This window comes from Bernardetia sp. Wsw4-3y2 (genome assembly GCF_037126295.1).
Taxonomy (GTDB): Bacteria; Bacteroidota; Bacteroidia; order Cytophagales; family Bernardetiaceae; genus Bernardetia.
Genome location: NZ_CP147018.1, coordinates 101534 through 121206, shown reverse-complemented (window position 1 = coordinate 121206; position 19673 = coordinate 101534). Strand labels below are relative to the sequence as shown.

Annotated in this window: 19 protein-coding genes; 7 read left to right on the top strand and 12 right to left on the bottom strand. The window is 32.4% G+C overall.

Annotated elements, in window-relative coordinates; genetic code table 11:
- Positions 1 to 18 precede the first annotated feature (18 nt).
- Both V9L05_RS21990 and V9L05_RS21985 read right to left on the bottom strand, forming a co-directional pair.
- Complete coding sequence (locus V9L05_RS21990; protein ID WP_338790815.1) at positions 19 to 1011, bottom strand: acyl-ACP desaturase; 993 nt, start codon at positions 1009 to 1011, stop codon at positions 19 to 21.
- Positions 1012 to 1284: 273 nt separating this feature from the next.
- The gene (locus V9L05_RS21985; RefSeq protein WP_338815703.1) at positions 1285 to 2511 is read right to left on the bottom strand and encodes an ABC transporter substrate-binding protein; all 1227 of its coding nucleotides are present in this window, start codon (positions 2509 to 2511) and stop codon (positions 1285 to 1287) included.
- Positions 2512 to 2703: 192 nt separating this feature from the next.
- Here V9L05_RS21985 and V9L05_RS21980 point away from each other — a divergent pair, with 192 nt between their 5' ends.
- From V9L05_RS21980 to V9L05_RS21955, 6 genes are all read left to right on the top strand, one after another.
- Entirely contained in the window at positions 2704 to 3090 is a 387-nt protein-coding gene (locus V9L05_RS21980) for a DUF2306 domain-containing protein (RefSeq protein WP_338815702.1), read from the top strand.
- A 185-nt stretch (positions 3091 to 3275) separates the two neighbouring features.
- Positions 3276 to 4247, top strand: coding sequence for a tryptophan--tRNA ligase (gene trpS / locus V9L05_RS21975; protein ID WP_338815701.1), 972 nt, complete (start codon positions 3276 to 3278; stop codon positions 4245 to 4247).
- A gap of 249 nt (positions 4248 to 4496) precedes the next feature.
- Complete coding sequence (locus V9L05_RS21970) at positions 4497 to 5261, top strand: CPBP family intramembrane glutamic endopeptidase (RefSeq protein WP_338815700.1); 765 nt, start codon at positions 4497 to 4499, stop codon at positions 5259 to 5261.
- Between the two features lie 287 nt (positions 5262 to 5548).
- Positions 5549 to 5788 (top strand): hypothetical protein, encoded by a 240-nt coding sequence (locus tag V9L05_RS21965; protein WP_338815699.1) that lies wholly within the window; start codon positions 5549 to 5551, stop codon positions 5786 to 5788.
- Between the two features lie 406 nt (positions 5789 to 6194).
- On the top strand, positions 6195 to 7439 hold the full coding sequence (locus V9L05_RS21960; RefSeq protein ID WP_338790808.1) for a pyridoxal phosphate-dependent aminotransferase family protein: 1245 nt from the start codon (positions 6195 to 6197) through the stop codon (positions 7437 to 7439).
- 327 nt (positions 7440 to 7766) lie between these two features.
- A complete protein-coding gene (locus V9L05_RS21955) occupies positions 7767 to 7961 on the top strand; it encodes a histone H1 (RefSeq protein WP_338790807.1) in 195 nt (64 codons plus the stop codon).
- 357 nt (positions 7962 to 8318) lie between these two features.
- Here the strand turns inward: V9L05_RS21955 and V9L05_RS21950 are convergent, their stop codons facing one another.
- Positions 8319 to 9278, bottom strand: coding sequence for a cation diffusion facilitator family transporter (locus V9L05_RS21950; protein WP_338815698.1), 960 nt, complete (start codon positions 9276 to 9278; stop codon positions 8319 to 8321).
- 166 nt (positions 9279 to 9444) lie between these two features.
- Between V9L05_RS21950 and V9L05_RS21945 the strand changes: the two genes are divergently transcribed.
- The gene (locus tag V9L05_RS21945) at positions 9445 to 10935 is read left to right on the top strand and encodes a redoxin domain-containing protein (protein ID WP_338815697.1); all 1491 of its coding nucleotides are present in this window, start codon (positions 9445 to 9447) and stop codon (positions 10933 to 10935) included.
- A gap of 18 nt (positions 10936 to 10953) precedes the next feature.
- Here the strand turns inward: V9L05_RS21945 and V9L05_RS21940 are convergent, their stop codons facing one another.
- From V9L05_RS21940 to ccoS, 9 genes are all read right to left on the bottom strand, one after another.
- Positions 10954 to 11670: a Crp/Fnr family transcriptional regulator gene (locus V9L05_RS21940; protein ID WP_338790804.1), complete on the bottom strand. Its 717-nt coding sequence runs from the start codon at positions 11668 to 11670 to the stop codon at positions 10954 to 10956.
- A gap of 75 nt (positions 11671 to 11745) precedes the next feature.
- A complete protein-coding gene (locus V9L05_RS21935) occupies positions 11746 to 12417 on the bottom strand; it encodes a sulfite exporter TauE/SafE family protein (protein WP_338790803.1) in 672 nt (223 codons plus the stop codon).
- 74 nt (positions 12418 to 12491) lie between these two features.
- Positions 12492 to 13757 (bottom strand): glutamyl-tRNA reductase, encoded by a 1266-nt coding sequence (gene hemA, locus V9L05_RS21930; RefSeq protein WP_338815696.1) that lies wholly within the window; start codon positions 13755 to 13757, stop codon positions 12492 to 12494.
- 41 nt (positions 13758 to 13798) lie between these two features.
- A complete protein-coding gene (locus V9L05_RS21925) occupies positions 13799 to 14287 on the bottom strand; it encodes a FixH family protein (protein WP_338815695.1) in 489 nt (162 codons plus the stop codon).
- Positions 14288 to 14300: 13 nt separating this feature from the next.
- Complete coding sequence (gene ccoG / locus V9L05_RS21920) at positions 14301 to 15758, bottom strand: cytochrome c oxidase accessory protein CcoG (RefSeq protein ID WP_338815694.1); 1458 nt, start codon at positions 15756 to 15758, stop codon at positions 14301 to 14303.
- Between the two features lie 200 nt (positions 15759 to 15958).
- On the bottom strand, positions 15959 to 16861 hold the full coding sequence (locus tag V9L05_RS21915; protein WP_338815693.1) for a cbb3-type cytochrome c oxidase N-terminal domain-containing protein: 903 nt from the start codon (positions 16859 to 16861) through the stop codon (positions 15959 to 15961).
- Complete coding sequence (locus V9L05_RS21910) at positions 16842 to 17066, bottom strand: cbb3-type cytochrome c oxidase subunit 3 (RefSeq protein ID WP_338790798.1); 225 nt, start codon at positions 17064 to 17066, stop codon at positions 16842 to 16844. The genes V9L05_RS21915 and V9L05_RS21910 overlap by 20 nt, the downstream gene beginning before the upstream one ends.
- A gap of 110 nt (positions 17067 to 17176) precedes the next feature.
- Positions 17177 to 19372, bottom strand: a complete 2196-nt coding sequence (ccoN, locus tag V9L05_RS21905; protein ID WP_338815692.1) for a cytochrome-c oxidase, cbb3-type subunit I — start codon at positions 19370 to 19372, stop codon at positions 17177 to 17179.
- 117 nt (positions 19373 to 19489) lie between these two features.
- Positions 19490 to 19669, bottom strand: a complete 180-nt coding sequence (gene ccoS, locus V9L05_RS21900) for a cbb3-type cytochrome oxidase assembly protein CcoS (protein ID WP_338815691.1) — start codon at positions 19667 to 19669, stop codon at positions 19490 to 19492.
- Between the last annotated feature and the right edge of the window lie 4 nt (positions 19670 to 19673).

Genomic DNA, 19673 nt, shown 5'->3' with positions numbered 1-19673 from the left:
TATCACTAATAATTGATTTTAATCTATCCACTTAAATTTATATCCTGCACTTGTGTCTGTTTTCATTCTTTCAGCTACACGCAAAAGTCTAGCAGGAAGTTTCATAATATAATCTCTTGCTTTTTCGCCTGTTTCATTAAGGTCTTTCAAGTTTTCGATATTCCATTTCTTGATTAGCACTTCCATAATATCAACATAATCTTCTGCTGTATAAACACCCAAACGTTGAGCGCAATCAGAAAAATGCTTGAAGGTTTCGCCTACTTTTCCACCAATTTCTCTCAAATAATGAGCAGGCATCACAATTTTTTTACGCATCATATCTTCAAAAGCAAAAAGCATTTCATTTGGATCAACTTCCAAAATCTTTTCTACAAATGACATATACGCATACGCATGACGGTATTCGTCGGCAGCTACCATACTACACATTTTCTCTAAATCTGAATTATCATGTGTTCCTGCCAGTTGAGCTACTCGTTTGTGTGAAATGTTAGTAGCTAATTCTTGAAATGAAGTATAAACAAAATTACGATAAGGGTCTGTTGCAGTTCCGATATCAAAACCATCAGCAATTAAGTGTTGAGTAGAAATTTCTACCTGCTTCATGTTTACTCGTCCTGATAAATAAAGGTATTTATTGAGCAAATCTCCATGACGATTTTCTTCTGCTGTCCAGCCTCTTACCCATTTTGACCACGGATTTTCTTTGTCGCCTTGGTGTACACCTTCTACATCCATCAACCAAGATTCGTAAGTTGGAAGAGCTTCCTCTGTTATCATATCGCCTATCAAAACAATCCAAAAATCATAAGATAGTTCTCTAGCACGTTCTTGAAGATCTTTTACTTTATCAAAGAAATCTAGTTTAGAAGCATCAGGCAATAAATCGGAAGGCTGCCAGTTTACATCAATAGGACGTAAAAATTTACTTGTCATTTGATCCACGTAGCCTTCTAAATGGCGCATGACTTCTAAACGAGAAGGGGAAAGGGTTAGAATATTACTCATAAACTATTTTTTTTGTATCAGTTTTTTTATGAAATCTATTGCTTATTATTAGCATAGAATTGAACCGATAAATTATTTATTTAATTGTGTGTATTTGTGTGTGGTGTTTATTTTGGCTTGCAAGATACAAATTTAATAAGCGCAAAACACTATCAAAAGTCGCTTTACTTACTGATTTTTGACAGTTTTTACACAAAAAACCGACTTTTAGATTATTAAAAAACAAAATTATTTTTATTTTTTAATAGCTAGATAATTTGTATTTTATCCAATTTACTTCAAATTTTCATAAAAATAAAGCTCTTTATTTTTGATTAATTCTGGATGCAAAATTTTGATAAAGTCTTCCAAAATTTTGTTTGGAAAAGCTACTCCACTCTCAAAATAGTCATTTCCACCACTTTTTAGTTGTCTTTTATTATGATTAAATATTTTTTTATTTTTGACTGACTTGAAAGACACAAACCGTCTGTCCGAACTTATAAGCTGATTCATATTCTTCCAATCACTAGCATGAAACCAATAATCTGCCTGCTGAGCTTTTTCATAAACCGACTCTATGGCTAAAGGAGAAGCACCTGTTCCTTCTAAATCATTCCATAAATAAATTGCTCCTGCATCTTTGGCAAACTGTGCTACATAACTATCTCCATTTGGCATAAACCAAGTTTCATTATACCATGCATTAAAAAAAAGTGTTGGTTTTTGAGTTTCTTTTAGATTGCCTGTCAGGTTTTTTAGAGAATCATAATTGCTTTTTACCTGATTGAAAATTTCGGTTGCTTTTTCTTCTTTTTCAAACAAAATACCAAAGAATTTTATCCATTCTGCTTGTGCAAGAGGCGAGCTTTCTAAAGTTTCATTACAAATAATCATAGGCAAACCCAATTCTTTCATTTTTTGCTGTGTATCGCTTGTTCCTCCATACAAACTGGCATCATAGGTAAAAATGGCATCTGGTTCTAAACTAAGCAAACCTTCAAAATTTACTCCTGAACCATCATCGTTTCCAACTTCTTTGATTTTTCCTGCATCCAAACCTTTTCTAATTTGCTCATCCGAAACATACTGAGAGCCTACAAAACCGACTAAATTATCTACATTTTCTAAAAGTGATATAAAAGTCGCATACTTTGTAGAACGTGAAACGATACGTTTTAAAGGAATTTGAAGAGCAACATCATATTCAAAATTCGTTTTTGGTTTTGTTTCTCCTTTGTACAATAGATAACGCTGTTGTAAATTTTTATTTTTATCATAAACTTCTAAAGTTCTGAAATTTGGATATACATAAGAACGAAATTGAGTTGCATGAACAAGAGAAACAGAATCAGTAGGAATCTGTGTGCTTTCCCATTCAATACTAGATTCATCTTCTTTTTCTTTATCTGTCATTTTATCAGAACTACAAGAAAAAAAGAATAGAAAAAATATTGATGCTACTAATGGCGATTTTGATAAGAAAGATAAAAATGAAGAAGATAAAGAGTTAGTTTTCATTATTTAGAAATATTTTTTTGAAGTTTTATGTGGGATAATAAATCACTTATCCATCTGATACAGAATTTTTTAATACCTTTTACTTAGCTAGAAAGCTCAAATAACGGAAAATTTAGTGATTAGAAAAAGTAACATAGTAATTATAAAATTTTATACTTTTGATTTTTTTTCCCAAATCTAACTTACTTACTTATGGATTATTTACAACTTATGTATCTTCATTTGGCTACCGTAGTGCCTAGTTTTTTTATCGGAACAGTTCTTTTACTCATCAAAAAAGGGACACAAATTCATAAAATTTTTGGAAGAATTTATATGATTTTGATGCTTTTTACAGCAGTTATTACTCTTTTTATGCCTGCAACAATTGGATTTACAGTTTTCAATCATTTTGGGTGGATTCATATTTTTAGTTTTGTCGTTCTTTATAGCGTTCCGACAGCTTATATTGCTATCAAAAAAGGAGATGTAAAATCCCACAAACGAAAAATGATTTTGCTCTATTTTGGTGCGCTCATTATTGCAGGAGCTTTTACTTTTTCACCAGGTAGATATTTGTATGGTTTATTTTTTGGATAGGCAAAAATCCTTTTTATTTTTCTTAAAAGTAAATAATTAGGCTTTTTGAAACTTTTTTTTCAATTTTGAAGTAATGTAAACTGTTATCGTTGGTGGCAACACCAACAACGACAGAAAAACGAAAAATAGTGTTTGGTTTTATTTTATTCCATTCATCATTCACAATTCATCATTCACAATTCAATATGTCCCGTATTCTCACAGGTATTCAGTCTTCTGGTCGTCCACATTTAGGAAATCTTTTGGGCGCAATCTTACCAGCTATTGAGCTTTCAAAAAAAGCAGGTAACGATTCTTATTTTTTTATTGCTGACTTGCACTCTCTCACAACGGTAAAAGATGCCGAAACGAGAATTCAAAACACAAATGCTGTTGCTGCTGCGTGGCTGGCTTTTGGTTTTGATATAGAAAAAAATACGTTCTATCGTCAGTCAAGAATCCCAGAAGTAACCGAACTTGCGTGGCATTTATCGTGCTTTACACCTTTTCCAATGCTTGCCAATGCACATTCGTTCAAAGATAAATCAGATTCTCTTTCAGATGTAAATGCAGGTCTTTTTACGTATCCTGTTTTGATGGCTGCTGATATTTTGATGTATGATGCTGAGTTTGTTCCTGTCGGAAAAGACCAAATTCAACATATTGAAATCACTAGAGATATTGCTTCAGCTTTTAATAATAAGTACGGAGATATTTTTGTAATGCCACAAGCAAAAGTAGATGAACAAATAATGACAATTCCGGGGACTGATGGGCGAAAAATGAGTAAATCGTATGGAAATATTGTCGATATTTTCTTACCTGAAAAGCAACTCAAAAAGCAAGTTATGTCTATCGTAACAGACAGTACACCTTTAGAAGAACCAAAGGATACCGAAACTTGTAATGTCTTTTCTTTGTATAAATTATTAGCTTCTGAAAGTGATTTGAAGACAATGAAACAAAATTATGCAGGTGGAAATTATGGCTACGGACACGCAAAAAAGGCTCTTTTAGAACTTATTTTGGATAAATATAAGAACGAAAGAATTACTTTTGATAAATTAATGGCAGATGAAAAAGAACTAGATAATAAACTCAAAATAGGAGAAGAAAAAGCTAGAAAAGTAGCTTTTGAAGTCTTGCAGAAAGTAAGGAAACAGTTGGGGTTTGCGTAAAGTTAGATGCTGGTAAATTAAATGGCTTTGATTTTTTAACGAAAATCAAAAAAATGTACAACTTAAAATACCAAATACAAAAACCACGGCTACAGGCCGAATACATATTGCTCACTTGCTAAGAAGCAATCGAGAGCTATTTTTTACTGTTTTTTGGAAGACTCAGCCGAACAAGGATTGTGCGAGCTACTGCTGAGTTCTATGAAAAATTTAACTCATGTCCAGTACTGTAAAACTTAATTTCAATCTATGAAAAATATACTTATTTCTCCTGATTCTTCAAAAATAAATTGGAAAGCGATTGCAGTTTATTATGTTTTGGCGTGTGCCATTTCGTTTCCTTTTTTTTGGTGGCGACACTTTAATACAGACAGTTGGATAGACTGGAAAATGATAGGTTTTGCCAAACAATGGTTCATCATGTGGGGAGTCGGAATTTCGGCTTTAGTATGTTATTTTTTGTTTAGAAAAAGCATTGAAAAAACGGTTTCTCTAGGAGGAACTTCTTGGATAAAATCCCTTATTTTTTATTTCCTGCCTGTGTTTGGACTTTGCATTGTGGGAATAGAAGGACTTCCTTTTCCTGTTCATATTGCACCTTTAGTGTTATCTATTGTAGGTTTTATTTCTATTTTGGGAGAAGAAATTGGCTGGAGAGGTTTTTTACAAGACAGTTTGAAGAATGTAAAACCACTACCAAAATATTTAATCATTGCTGTTTTATGGGAGTTTTGGCATATTTTCGTTCGTACTTCTTCTGGAGAATGGTATATGATTATCGTTAAAATTTTAGCTTTTGGCTTAGGCAGTTTTATTATTAGTGTTATTTTGGGAAAAGCTATCGAAAAAACAAAATCCCTTTTTGTGGTCGTAACTCTGCACGCTTGGATTGATATACTTATCGAATTTGGAAGTACAGGAACATACATCGTTTTTGCTTGTTGTATTCCTGTTTGGATTTATATGATTTTAACTTGGGAAAATAAATTAACTATCTTTACTAGTAAAAAATAAAATTTTCAAATTTATGAATACTTGTTTTAACAAAAAGTATTTTTGTGGCTATCGCTCGTTTTTAACGAGTGCTTCATATGTATTCGGCTTGTAGCCGTGGTTTTTGTATTTGCCATTTTAATTTGTAAAGTTCTTTTGATTTTGACTTTAAAATATTAGATTTATGCTAGTTTAGAAATACAAATACACGGCTACAAGCCGAATACCTATAAATCACTTGCTAGGAAGCAAGCGAGAGCTATTTTTTTCACGAATGACGGCTGGAGGAATTTTAAAAGAGAAGTAAAATGAATGCTAATAGTTATAAGAATTATCTAAATGATTTTATTGATATACAAATAGATAAGTTATCTGAGTTGGAACAGGAAATTTCTTCCTGTGAAAAAGGTGATAAAGACTATATTATGGGACAGATAATGGGATATTATGATTCTTTGACTATTTTAAGATCTCAAGCTGAATTATTTAATATTGATTTGCCTAAGTTGCAAAATCTTAATTTAGAAAAATATTTAATGTTAAAGTAAGTAAACGCTAGGGGCATAGTGTTCCAAAATAACAATAAAAAAATGAATTTTGGACGTTGTCTTTAGAGAAGCGATGACTACGACCTATCAAGTTTTTATTTTTTTTAAATTCTGCGTTAATTTAAGAGAAATTTCAAACAAAAATGGCTTAGAATAGCTCTGTATTTCCAAAATTGCCCTTTTCGCACTATATTTGCGTATTATTTTTTCGGCTTTTAATAAAAAATAGGTAATCTTGCTTTTTTACTTCCTGCTTTTATTCGTATCTTCATATATAAGTAAAAAATAGTTTTATGATTAAAAAAATTATAAAAAAATCAATTTGAAAGAATATATTGATTTATAAATCAGTAATTAAATATTGATTAAAAAGCCGCTACATCAACCATTAACTAAAAGATATAACGTGGATTTATTCGAAAAATTAAAAACAAATCGTGGCCCTTTAGGTCAATTTTCTTCTATTGCACATGGCTATTTTGCGTTTCCAAAATTGGAAGGCGAATTGAAGCCTCGCATGAGATTTAGAGGAAAAGAAGTATTGACATGGAGTTTGAATAATTACTTAGGACTTGCTAACCACCCAGAGGTTCGTAAGGCAGATACAGAAGCTACTAAAGATTGGGGACTTGCCTATCCGATGGGTTCACGTATGATGTCTGGAAACTCAAATACAATAGAAGAATTTGAATCTCAGCTTTCGGATTTTGTACAAAAAGAAGATACTTTTATATTGAATTATGGCTATCAAGGGATTATGTCTGTTGTAGATGCACTTCTTGATCGTAAAGATGTTGTAGTTTATGATTCTGAATCACATGCTTGTATTCTTGATGGACTCAGAATGAGCCTTGCAAAACGTTATGTTTTTCCTCATAATAATATTGAAAACTGTGAAAAACAATTAGAAAGAGCTACTAAATATGTAGAGAATACAGGAGGAGCTATTTTAGTAATTACAGAAGGAGTATTTGGAATGCTTGGCGACCAAGGAAAACTAAAAGAAATTGTTGAGCTTAGAAAAAAATATAATTTCCGTATGCTTGTTGACGATGCTCATGGCTTCGGAACAATGGGAGAAACAGGAATCGGAACAGGAGAAGCGCAAGGCGTTCAAGACGAAATTGATATTTATTTTTCTACATTTGCCAAATCTATGGCAAGTATTGGAGCTTTCGTTTCTGGTCCTGAAGACGTAATTAATTATTTACGTTACAACATGCGTTCACAGATTTATGCAAAGACATTACCAATGCCTCTTGTTGTTGGCAACATGAAACGTTTGGAAATGCTTCGTACTATGCCAGAACTAAAAGCTAATCTTTGGAAAGTAGTGCGTGCGCTTCAAGATGGTTTGCGTGAAAACGGCTTTAATATTGGCGAGACAGATTCACCTGTTACACCTGTATTTTTGAGTGGTGGCAATAATGAAGCAGGAAATCTTATCATTGACCTTCGTGAAAATTATTTTATTTTCTGTTCGGTTGTAATTTATCCAGTTGTTCCTAAAGATGTAATTATGTTGCGTCTTATTCCAACAGCAGCGCATACATTAGAAGATGTAAAACAAACCATTGAAGCATTTAAAGCAGTTTCGGATAAGCTCAAAAATGGAGTTTATGCAAACAATGAAATTAGTGCTGCTATCTAATTAAATCCGTATAGCTATGTTATTTTCTATTTGTTGGTGTTTTTTAAAAATTAAATACTTACTTGACAAATAACACTAACTAATTGTTTTTCAGATTGTTAAGAAGTTTTTCTATCAATAAAAGAAAAAATATAATTTCACTATTGAAAAAAATATATAAGAAAGTCTAAAAAAAACGGCTCAAAACGCTGTTTTTGATAGTTTTGTTAGTATATTGTCATTCAAATAGGGCATAATAGAGCTATACAGGCATTTTGTCTTATACCTTTTTTGCTTTTAAAAGCATTTTTTTAAATTTAATTTATAACCTTCAATTTACTTTTCACTATGGGTCGTTATCAAGAAGTCGAAGACTTAATCACACAACTTAAAGAAGATTTTTCTAAATTTTACGATAAAGAAAATCAAGCAGCAGGAACTCGTATCCGTAAAGGAATGCAAGACCTCAAAAAAATAGCACAAGAAATCCGTACAGAAGTACAGGAAACTAAAAACAAACGTACTGAAGCTGCTAAGAAGTAATTTTTACTTTAAAGATAATTCTTTACAACTGTTATAATAAAAACCATTTCTATTTTTATAGAAATGGTTTTTTACTTTTCCAAACCTTATTAAGAATAAGAATTAAATAAACTACTGCTTTTAAATTTGTAAGTACCTTGTAACATAAATTTATTTGTGTTTTACTATCGTCAGTGGGGACACCGACAATGGCAGAAAGAATGAAACCCATAACTTTAGTTATGGGATAGTTGGAGGATATTTTCTACCTTTCTGCTCCTCTTTTCCCACGATTAAAATCGTGGGTTTTGTTATTAATTCTGCCCAATTATTTATTTATCAATAATTAGCTTGGCTGCTTTGGCAGATCATCATTCCTTAATGCACTTTCTCATCTGCCAAACTATCATCAGCATCAAGTTCTAAAGTCGCATGATGAACAGAATGATGCAGAAGTTTATGACGAATAATCAATTTAAGACGTTCCCAACGTTGAAGAGGAGTTTCGGCATTGCTATTTGCAGCATCTAAGGCATATTTTTTTAAAACAACATGCACAGTCATTGCATTTTCGGTACTGCTCAATGCCCAAACATGCATGTGATGAACTTTATCTATTTCTTCTATTTCTAAAAGAGACTCCTTTATATCTTCTATTTTTATGCTGCTCGGAACGCCATCTAAAACCAAACGCACACTTTCATTAAACAAATTCCATGTCGAAACTAAAACAACAATTGCAATAACGCAGCTAATAATAGGGTCAATAATTGTCCAATCTGTAAAATAAATAATCGTTCCTGCAATCACTACACCTACTGAAACAAGCGCATCGACAAGCAAATGTAAAAAAGCTCCTTTTACATTAATATCATCTTTTTGTCCTTTAAAAAATAAAAAGGCAGAAACTGTGTTTATCAAAACTCCAATTGCAGAGACAACAATAATAGTAGTTCCTGTCAAAGGAGAAGGATTAGTAAAACGATGAATTGCTTCATAAATAATTCCTCCAGCAACAGCCACAAGCAAAACAGAATTGATAAGAGAAGCTAATAAAGAAGCCTTTTTAAAACCATAGGTATAACTTAGAGTAGCTGTTTTTTTGGCGAGTTTCATCCCGATAAGAGCTAAAATAAGACTTCCTACATCGCTTAAATTATGAGTGGCATCAGACAAAAGAGCTAAAGAATCAGTAGAATAACCATAAACAAATTCGATAGCTGTAAAAGCAATATTGAGAGCAATACCAATGTAAAAAGCTGAGTTGATATTTTCTAGACTTTTGGGAGCGTGTTCGTGGCTATGTCCTGTATGATTATGGTCGTGTGAGTGTGACATAAATTGAAGTTTAAAAAATGCAATAAATATAAACTAGACTTTCAAAATTAAAAAATAAGGAGCGCAATTTTGTTGCATGTGTATTATATCAATAGAATTTGGCTTAATTTTGTCAATTATTTAATTTTAGTTTTGATAGTACACTATTTCTCATAATTCTTTATTAATGACTATTTTTTTACGTTTAACTTCTATTTTTAAAAGCCATATTGCAAAAATATTTATTCTAATCTTGTGCTTTTTATTTTCATTTAGTTTTTCTTTTGAAAGTTTTGCTCAATTTTCTACCATTTTAGAAGGAAAAATGCTTCCTGCGTCTTCGTATGAAATAGTTATAGAATATCAATATCAATATTTGACTTTTCAACCCAAAAGACAACTAATTACTACAAACGAAAAAGGAGAATTTAATTTTACAATTCCTCTCAAAAAATCAACTTGGCTTTTATGGAAATGTAAAGACAAACAAGGACAAATTTATCTTCATGTAGGTGATAGTTTAAATATGCAAGTAGAATTAGGTGCTTTGCCTTATGGAACAAAATTTTCTGGCTTGGGTGCAGCCGAAAATAACTTTCTACAAAAATGGGAAACAGAATTTGGCAATAGTTCTAAAAATACGCTGTATCCAAAGAAATATAAAAATTCGAATGAAAAAAATTTTAAAAGCGAAGTAGAGAAGTTACGTAAAAATCAATTCAAGCTTTTAGAAGAAACCATAGGAAAAAAACCTCTTTCTGACGATTTTATTTTGGCAATGGAACAGCGAATTGCGTATGAAAATGCAAATCATTTAGCTGAATATTCTGTTTTACACGCTTTTTTGAATGAACAAACACCAAAAATTCTGTCTGACGAATATTACTCTTTTTTTGAAGAAACAATTATTCAAAGTCCATCAGCTCTAAATCAGCCTGCTTATTTACGTTTTTTGAGAAATTATTTAGAATTTCGTTATATCAAGTCTCACCAAGAAACTTCTCTAAAAGCCTATTCGGATTTGTATTACCCTCTTTTATTTGAGATTACAGAAAAAGAACTCCTTGGAAGCGTACAAGCACACGCACAGTCCATTTTGATTATAGAATTAGCCAAACAAGGCAACGAAAAACTCTATAAAAAATATTATAAGAAATATCTTTCCATTCATAAAGACGACAAATCAGCTTCAGTTCTAAAAGAGTTTATTGAAAATAGTCAGAAGATGAAAATAGGAAAACTTGCACCCAACTTTTCTTTGCCAGATGCAACTGGTGCAACTGTAAAATTATCTGATTTTAGAGGCAAAATTGTTTATTTGTTTTTTGGCTCTTTAGAAAGTGAGTTTATAGAAAATTATTTAAAAGGTTTTGAATACTTAAATAATCAAATAAAAAATCAAACTGAAAATAAATCAAATCAAATTGTATTCCTTTGGATTCAGACAGCAAAATTAAGTTCTACTATTTCTTCAAACAATAAAAATTTAGAGACTAGGTTTAAAGAACTAAATATAACTTCTCTCACTTGTTATTTTTCTGATACATTAGGGTATAACTTGAATGGCTTGCCATCAGCTTTTCTAATCGATAAAAAAGGCAAATTGGTATATTCTGACACAAAATTACCTTCTGACATTGGACTCTTAGAAGATATTAGCTATTTTTTGAATGATTAAAACAATTTTGATTAAGAGTTAAACTATATCAATATTGGCTATCTTGACAAGTTTTTCTCTATCTAAAATAATTATTTCCTTTCCTTTTAATTCTATAATTTTATCAGTGTTGAGTTCAGAAAGATAACGAATGGCACTTTCTGTGGCAGTTCCGACGAGATTTGCAATTTCTTCTCGGCTCAAACGAACATCAATGGTTTGATTTTTATCTTTATCTGGGTAGCGATTATGAAGCAATAAAAGAACCTCTGCAAGACGTTCTCTAACTGATTTTTGCATCCAATTTGTAAGACGTTGCTCCATATCTTGCGTATCTTTTGCCATCAGTTGCATCATCTTACGAGGAAAATTCTTATTATCGTCGATGAGTTCTGAAAAAGTCGAAGTAGGTAAAAAACATACTACAGCATCATCTAGTGCCTCTGCTGAAACATTATAAGGCATTTGACTAAGTAAAGAATTATATCCCAATACCTCTCCATCTGAAGCTATTTTGACAATCTGTTCTTTTCCATCAATTCCTAATTTGGTCAGTTTTACTTTTCCTTCATAAATACAATGTACACCAATAGCACGAGAACCTTCATAAAATAAATTTTGACCTCGTTTATAAAAATTACACCCTTTTGTAGCTGACATATTTGCAACTTCTTCTTCTGATAAATCACAAAAAACCGAAGCAGCTCGTTTTGGGCAAGTTTCACATTTTGGAAATTCAACTTTTTTCTTTTTCATGGTGGATAGTATAATACTTTTTCTTTACTGATTGTATTTTTTATAAAATTAAACAACAATCTAATCAAAATCAAGCTAATGACAATCAGCCACACCATTTTGCCAAGAAATTATTCCCATTCCCAAAAACCAAATACCCATAAGTATAAAAGCATAGGGATAAATAATTTTTAATTTTTGAAAAATAATGTTTTTTGTATTTATTTTTTGAGAGAAATATTTTGAAAAAAATAAAGAAGTAAGAAGTAAAGGAAGTGTTCCAAGCCCAAAACCTGTCATAAAAATTCCACCTTCAAGGCTTGTTCCTGCTGCAACTGCTCCCAAAAGTGCAAAATAAACCAAACCACAAGGCAACAGACCATTTAAAAGTCCTGCAAAAAATAATTTATAGGGTTTTTCATCAAACAGATAATTTCCTATCAAAGGCGTTATTTTTAAAGAAATCCATTTCAAAACAGAAATTTTATTGGTTATTCTATCCAAATTAAAACTAAAAAGACCTGCCAAAATCAGTGTACCACCCAACAGAAAAGCAGCATAACTTTGCCAATTTGAAAAAAACAAAGCCTGTCCGACAAAACCAACTCCCATTCCTAAAATGGCGTACATCAGAATTCTGCCTAACTGATAAAAGAAAAGTTTTTGAACAAAATTTTTGCCCTGCATAAATGCAAATGTGAGAGGAGCGCACATTCCCACACAATGCAAACTACCTGTAAGACCGAGAAGTAAAGCTGGAAAAAACATATTTGTTTATGTATGACAGACTTACTAGTCTGTAGGAAAAGATATTTTTACACAGATTGGAAGTCTGTGATACTTTATGAAAATAATTGTTGAAGTATATCTAAAAATGGTTTTTGATTGTCAATATTTGATGAATTATTGAGTTGTGTTTTTAGATTCACCACAGGAATACGCATTGCTTTCTCTTCAAAATCGGTTAGCATTTGCATCATTAAATGTTTGTTTTTATCATCTAATTCAGCACTATATTTATTTGAAATATTATTTTTGACTTCTTCTAAAGCCATTTTGTAAGGTTGTAAGAGAAGAATATATTTATGTTGTTCATTCCATTTTTCAAAATCTTCCACTCCTTTTTCTAAAATTTCATAAACCAAAGGTAAAGCTGCTACTCTTTCTTTTTTTACAGCTTTTGTTTGTTCTTTCAAATCATCAATCGTATAAATTTTAATAAAATTATTGAGTTTGCTTTCAATACTTCTCGGCATAGATAAATCTATAAAACACTGATTAGGACGTATTTTTTTTACATCAATATTTGAAATATTGAAAAAATTGGGTTGAGAAACTGAACTTATAACAATATCTGCCTTTTGAGCTTCTTGAAAAACAGTTGAAAATTCTACTATTTCATACGCATTTTCAGTAGCAAGCATAGCTGATTTTCCAATAGTTCGATTTGTAATCTTGACATTTTTAATTCCCATTTTTCGCAAATGACGAACCGTATCAGCACCAATTTTTCCGACTCCAACTACCAAAATTTGTATCGCTTCATTTCTTTGAATGTTGTGTTTATCCTTCAAAAGTTTTCTCACTAAATCAGCCGTAGCAAAAGAAACCGATGCAGCACCACTTCGAAAAACAGTCTGTGTAGTAATTTTTTTACTTGTTTGCAAAACATGATTTATCAGTTTGTGAAAATATGTTCCAATTGTTCCTAACTCGTAAGCAAGCTGATAGGCTTGTTTGACTTGATGTGTAATTTGCCAATCACCTACAATTTGAGAATCTGCTCCCACACTAATTTCAAAAAAACGCTTTATTATTTCCTTCGAATTACTATTTGATTTGAAACCCATTTCCATCAATTCTTCACTAGAAACAGATTTTAATTGAGCAAATTTTTCCTTTATGATAGATAGAGAATCTTCTTTTCCATAACAATAAATTTCGGTACGATTACAAGTAGAAAGTACAAAAACTTCTTTTATAGATTCTGAACTTTGTAGGGCAAGTAGAAGCGTTTCGGTTTCTCGTTCGGATAAAGAAAAACGTTCTCTAATTGGCACATTTGCCTCTCTGTGAGTAATATAAAAAGTGTGAAATGAGTTTTTCATAATTGTATCTTTTTTGAACAGACTAGGAAGTCTGTTATACTTTAATTCGAAGCTACCAAAGTCGTTTCTTGAAAGAATTTTTTATCATTTCCTGTTTTGTCTTGTTGTGTCCATGATAATTTTACTTTCCAAAGTCCGTGTTCTATTTTTTGAGTAATGATTTGTTTTTTTGTTTTTTCTAATTGAATAGGAACAGTAAAATCCAAATCTTTATCAGAAGGACGAAAAAAAGAAATTTCACCATTTATTTTTGATTCCAAATTTTCAGAAGCAGGAAATTTTATTTCTACATTTCCATTTTCTAATTGTTTTATGGTTGGTTTTTCTACGAGTGCAGCCACATTGGATTGCTCGTTTATTTGACTTTGAAAATCTACTCCTTTTGTATAATAATTTTCTGTTACCAACTCAATTTTTTGCTGCATTGACATAACAACAAGCGACAACATAAAAATTACAAAAGCAGAGTAGAACAGAAAAATACCTGTTCCCCAATTAAACTTTGACCAAAGTGATGTTAAAGTATTCATAGTTTTTTAGGTTTTAATTAGCAACAAAAGGCGATAAGAATTTAGTATTTACAGTTTCTATTTGTTCTCCATTAGAAAATATTTGTAAATGAATATCTGAACGCTTTGGAGGTAATTTATCTTTTGGAAAATCTATCAAGATTACTTCTTTGACAGTTTGTTCTGGAAGCAAAATATATTTGTCTGTTCCAATCATTTGGATAGTTCCGTTTTCCTCTTCTAATTTTACATTAATATTTAGTGTATCACTTGTTTTATTGATTAAAAGAAGCGTAAACATATTTCGAATATCTCCTTTTTCAGTGGTTTGATACGTTGTTCCTTGCGCTCTCAAAACAATCGTTTCTACTTGTGTTCGAACTGCCAAAAGTCCGACCATTGCAATCATTAGCAACATCAAGACAACCGAATAAGCTGTCATGCGAGTTGTAAACTTAAATTTTTGTTTTTTCTCAATTTCATTTCTTGAAGCATAACGAACAAGCCCAGTAGGCAAATCAAATTTTGTCATAATCGAATCACACGCATCAATGCACGCCGTACAATTTATACATTCTAGCTGTGTTCCATTTCGGATGTCAATTCCTGTCGGACATACATCTACGCACAAATGACAATCTACACAATCTCCCCTTGGGTCTGCTGCTCGTTCTATTGGGTCACTTTCTCGCTTTCCTTTTCCTCTTGGTTCGCCACGCACATCATCATACGCCACAACAATCGAATCATTATCTAATAAAACACCTTGCAAACGACCATACGGACAAATTGTAGTACAAACCTGTTCTCTCAAAAAAGCAAAAACACCATAAAACAAAAATGTAAAGACAATCAAAGCAATAAATAAAGACATGTGAGTAGTAGGTGTATCTTCAAACAAAACCCAAAGCCTATCTACACCAACGATATACGCCAAAAAAGTATGACTTATCAAAAATGAAATTCCTAAGAAAATCAGATGTTTGGCAGTCTTTTTTCCAATTTTTTCGGTGTCCCATTCTTGTTTGTTGAGTTTCTTTTGTGCTGCTGCATCTCCTTCAATGAAATATTCAATTTTACGAAAAACCATTTCCATAAAAATTGTTTGAGGACACACCCAACCACAAAAAACTCTACCAAAAACTACTGTAAAAATCACTACAAAAACAACAAACAATAACATTCCCAAAACGAACAAGTGAAAGTCTTGGGGTGTAAAAAGCTGTCCCAAAATCACAAAACGTCTTGAAAGCACATCAAAAAGTAATAATGGATTTCCATTTATTTTGATAAAAGGCGCACCAAATAAAAATACTAATAAAAAAGCAGCGACAATTTTTCGATAAAAATGATACCTCCCACTTGGAGATTTTGGGTAAATCCAAGCACGCTTACCAGAAGAATCTATGGTAGAAATACTATCCCTAAATTCGTCTTTATCGTAATCGCTAACTTTATACCTCTTCTTTTTGGTTGGTTTTTCTGGTTTCATAGCTTTTTTTGTGTTATAATTATAATAACAACAGTTATATTTGAATTTTACTCCGTAGGAGTTGAATATTGGTAGTAAAAAGCAAAACGAAATGATTTACTCCGTAGGAGTTATATAAGTTTTACCAATATATAGTTCCTACGGAACACCTGAAGTGAAACAAAAGCAGCGAATCTAAAATTCCTTTATTTCTCTTAGGCTTATTCTTTTATCGGCTCATATTTTTCTCCTTGTGGGTCTTTTGCATTTGGAGGATTCGTTCCTTTCAAAGACAAAATAAAACTAGCCACTTCTTGCATTTCTTGAGGAGATAATTGGTCTTTCCAAGAAATCATTCCTTTTGCAGGAACTCCATATTTTACAGTTTTGAAAACTGATTTTATATCGCCTCCATGAAGCCAATATTCATCTGTTAAGTTAGGTCCTGAAAGTCCTTCTGCATTTGCGCCATGACAGGTTTTACATTTCTTTGCAAAAAGGGTTTTTCCTTTTGTTACTCCTGCTACATCGGCTAGAGTTACATTTTCTTCATTAATAGAATTTGCCATGTCGGCTAAATATTGTGCTTTCAGAATATTTCCTTCTGCTACAGCTACTTGATATTCTTGTGTCGAATCGGGAGCAATTCCGTTGGCATATACATACAAATAAATAATTCCTGCTATGATACATAGATAAAAACCATATTTCCACCAAGGTGGAAGGTCATTATCTAATTCTTCGATACCATCGTAATCGTGGTGCATCAAAACAGCTCTTTCAGGTTTGGCAGCATTAAACTTCTTCCAAAACCACTCTTGGAAAGAACTATTTTCTGGAATACTTTCTTCTTCTCCTCTAGCAATTCTATCTTGTTTCAAAACAGAAATACTATGATTATAAATAGAAAGACTGGCAATAAGTACCAAAATCACTACAAAAAAAGTAAGTGCTACAAGTATCAAAACACCTAATTCTAAAGGAGTAAAATCAGTAGATAATTTTGTAGGTTCTGCAATAGATAAAGCAAAACTACTTTGAGAGAGAAAAAGAGTAAAAATCAGTAGAAGAACTGCTTTTTTCTTTTCTCTTAGATTTAAAATATTATATAATTTCTGTTTCATTTTTGATTGTATTTTGAGTAAATGAATTAGAATAAGTATTTTCAGTAGCATCTTCTAAGGGCAATTTTTCCCAATGTGCTACATTTGATTTTTTGGCTGAATACACATTGACAATCATTATCACAAAGACAGAAAAGAAAATAATTACTCCTATCATTGGATAAATATCAATGCCTTCGATGGCTCTAGCTACGTCTTTATACATAGTTTTTTTTATCCTCAACGACGCTTTTAAGCTCGTTGACAGTTATTTAAAATAGATGAAATTAACCGTCGTTGAGGCTCAAAATGCAGCCGTCAACGAGGGTTTTTAAATTATTTTTTAGGCAAATATTGAGGGTCGACCTTTTTCACATCTGTACCTAATCGTTGTAGATAGGCAATGAGTGCAATAATTTCTCGGTCTGCTTTGACTTCAATATTATCTTTGGCTAAATTCTCTTGAATGCCTTTAGCTTGTGTTGCCATATCTTCATGTACTTGTTTCTCAAATCCTTTTGGATAAGGAACACCCAAACTTTGCATCGCTTCAATTTTTCGTTCTGTCAAAGAAGTATTTAATTGATTTTCGATCAGCCAATAATAAGGAGGCATAATCGAACCTGGTGAAGTAGATTGTGGGTCGTACATGTGATTGAAATGCCACGAATCAGGCATTTTTCCACCTTCACGCTGCAAATCTGGTCCTGTTCGTTTCGAACCCCATAAGAACGGACGGTCATAGACAAACTCTCCTGCTTTAGAATAATCTCCGTAGCGTTCGGTTTCATCTCTAAAAGGTCGTATCATTTGAGAGTGACAAACGGCACAGTTCTCACGGATATACAAATCACGTCCTTCAAGCTCTAAAGGTGTATAAGGTTTGACGGCTGCAATGGTAGGAACATTTGAACGAATCAAGAATGTAGGCACAAATTCGATAACTCCACCAATAAGAATAGCGATTGTACTCCAAAATAAAAGTTGTAATGGACGTTTTTCAATCCAAGAGTGCCAGTGTCCACCTTTTTCTTTTTCCTGAACTTTGATAGCTGGTGCAGATGCTTTTTCTTCTGGTACAAATCTTCCTTGTTGGATAGTTTTGAAGATATTATAAACCATAATCAATGCACCAATAATATATAAAGTACCACCAAATGCACGCATATAATACATTGGCAAAATCTGTGTAACTGTTTCTAAAAACTCATATTTCAAGAAGCCAGCAGGAGTAAATTCTTTCCACATTAAACTTTGTGTCCAGCCTGCCCAGTAAATCGGAATTACATAGAATAAAATTCCTAAAGTACCTATCCAAAAATGAACATTTGCCAATTTGGTAGAGAATAACTTTGTACTGAAAAGACGAGGCATAAGCCAATACAGCATTCCAAAAGTCAAGAATCCATTCCAACCTAATGCACCTACGTGTACGTGAGCGATTGTCCAGTCTGTATAATGACTAATTGCATTTACATTTTTGAAAGAAAGCATTGGACCTTCAAATGTAGCCATACCGTAAGATGTCAAGGCAACAACCATAAACTTCAATACAGGATTTTCACGAACTTTATCCCAAGCACCACGCAAAGTAAGAAGTCCGTTGAGCATTCCACCCCAAGATGGAGCAATCAGCATCAATGAAAAAACAGTTCCTAACCATTGCGCCCAATCTGGTAAAGCTGTATAAAGCAAGTGGTGAGGACCCGCCCAGATATAAATAAAAATCAATGCCCAATAGTGAATAATTGAAAGACGATACGAATAAACAGGACGATTAGCAGCCTTTGGAACAAAATAATACATCAAGCCTAAATACGGAGTTGTCAAGAAAAATGCAACAGCATTATGACCATACCACCACTGAACAAGCGCATCCTGTACGCCTGCATACAATGAATAACTTTTAGTAAATGAAACAGGAAGAGCCATTGAATTTACAATGTGTAAAACAGCAACGGTAACGAAAGTAGCAATGTAAAACCAAATCGCTACGTACAAATGTTGTTCTCTACGCTTGATGATTGTTCCCATCATATTAATACCAAAAATAACCCAAACTACTGCAATCGCAATATCTAAAGGCCATTCTAATTCTGCATATTCTTTAGTGGTTGTATATCCCATAAACAAACTAAGAGCAGCAAAAACGATAATAAGTTGCCACGCCCAAAAGTGAAGTTTACTCAAAAAATCACTAAACATACGAGCTTTACAAAGTCGTTGAAGCGAGTAATACACTCCTGTAAAAATTCCATTTCCTACAAAAGCAAAAATAACAGCATTAGTATGAACAGAACGAACACGCCCAAAGGTAAAATATTCAGTAAAATTGAACATTGGATGCGACATTTGAAGTGCTGCCAGTAAGCCGACCAGCATTCCGACAAGTCCCCAAAAAGTGGTTGCATAAGCGAAATTTCTTACGATAGTATTATCATAAGAAAAATGCTCTAGTTGTAAGCCTTCCCATTTTCCTTTTTTTTGAGGAGGGCTTTCGGGTGTAATTGGATTGGAGGTTTGATTTTCCATAGATTATTTATATGAATTGATGTATAGAATTTTAGATTTTGTTCCTGATTGAATTTCTATTTTTATCTATCAGACAGGGTTAAAACCTGTACAATTGATATATTTTTGTTAAAGATTCTATTTTTGAATTTCTTTTGAATCTGCCTTTTGAGCAATTTCATTGTCATCAAATAAAATTCGCATACTTGGTGTATAAGTATCGTCATATTGATTGTCTTTGACCGACCAAAAAAAGGCAGCCAAAAAACTAAGAGCGACAATTAAACTACATACAACTAGAACAATTAAAACCTGCATATTT

What these genes read in the sequence shown, in the direction of transcription:
- trpS (WP_338815701.1), top strand. Translation starts at nt 3,276, where the DNA reads ATGTCCCGTATTCTCACAGGTATTCAGTCTTCTGGTCGTCCACATTTA.
- V9L05_RS21945 (WP_338815697.1), top strand. Translation starts at nt 9,445, where the DNA reads ATGACTATTTTTTTACGTTTAACTTCTATTTTTAAAAGCCATATTGCA.
- V9L05_RS21990 (WP_338790815.1), bottom strand. Translation starts at nt 1,011, where the DNA reads ATGAGTAATATTCTAACCCTTTCCCCTTCTCGTTTAGAAGTCATGCGC.
- V9L05_RS21985 (WP_338815703.1), bottom strand. Translation starts at nt 2,511, where the DNA reads ATGAAAACTAACTCTTTATCTTCTTCATTTTTATCTTTCTTATCAAAA.
- V9L05_RS21935 (WP_338790803.1), bottom strand. Translation starts at nt 12,417, where the DNA reads ATGTTTTTTCCAGCTTTACTTCTCGGTCTTACAGGTAGTTTGCATTGT.
- ccoS (WP_338815691.1), bottom strand. Translation starts at nt 19,669, where the DNA reads ATGCAGGTTTTAATTGTTCTAGTTGTATGTAGTTTAATTGTCGCTCTT.
- V9L05_RS21910 (WP_338790798.1), bottom strand. Translation starts at nt 17,066, where the DNA reads ATGTATAAAGACGTAGCTAGAGCCATCGAAGGCATTGATATTTATCCA.
- V9L05_RS21950 (WP_338815698.1), bottom strand. Translation starts at nt 9,278, where the DNA reads ATGTCACACTCACACGACCATAATCATACAGGACATAGCCACGAACAC.
- V9L05_RS21955 (WP_338790807.1), top strand. Translation starts at nt 7,767, where the DNA reads ATGGGTCGTTATCAAGAAGTCGAAGACTTAATCACACAACTTAAAGAA.
- hemA (WP_338815696.1), bottom strand. Translation starts at nt 13,757, where the DNA reads ATGAAAAACTCATTTCACACTTTTTATATTACTCACAGAGAGGCAAAT.
- V9L05_RS21965 (WP_338815699.1), top strand. Translation starts at nt 5,549, where the DNA reads ATGAATGCTAATAGTTATAAGAATTATCTAAATGATTTTATTGATATA.
- V9L05_RS21940 (WP_338790804.1), bottom strand. Translation starts at nt 11,670, where the DNA reads ATGAAAAAGAAAAAAGTTGAATTTCCAAAATGTGAAACTTGCCCAAAA.
- V9L05_RS21970 (WP_338815700.1), top strand. Translation starts at nt 4,497, where the DNA reads ATGAAAAATATACTTATTTCTCCTGATTCTTCAAAAATAAATTGGAAA.
- ccoN (WP_338815692.1), bottom strand. Translation starts at nt 19,372, where the DNA reads ATGGAAAATCAAACCTCCAATCCAATTACACCCGAAAGCCCTCCTCAA.
- V9L05_RS21925 (WP_338815695.1), bottom strand. Translation starts at nt 14,287, where the DNA reads ATGAATACTTTAACATCACTTTGGTCAAAGTTTAATTGGGGAACAGGT.
- ccoG (WP_338815694.1), bottom strand. Translation starts at nt 15,758, where the DNA reads ATGAAACCAGAAAAACCAACCAAAAAGAAGAGGTATAAAGTTAGCGAT.
- V9L05_RS21980 (WP_338815702.1), top strand. Translation starts at nt 2,704, where the DNA reads ATGGATTATTTACAACTTATGTATCTTCATTTGGCTACCGTAGTGCCT.
- V9L05_RS21915 (WP_338815693.1), bottom strand. Translation starts at nt 16,861, where the DNA reads ATGAAACAGAAATTATATAATATTTTAAATCTAAGAGAAAAGAAAAAA.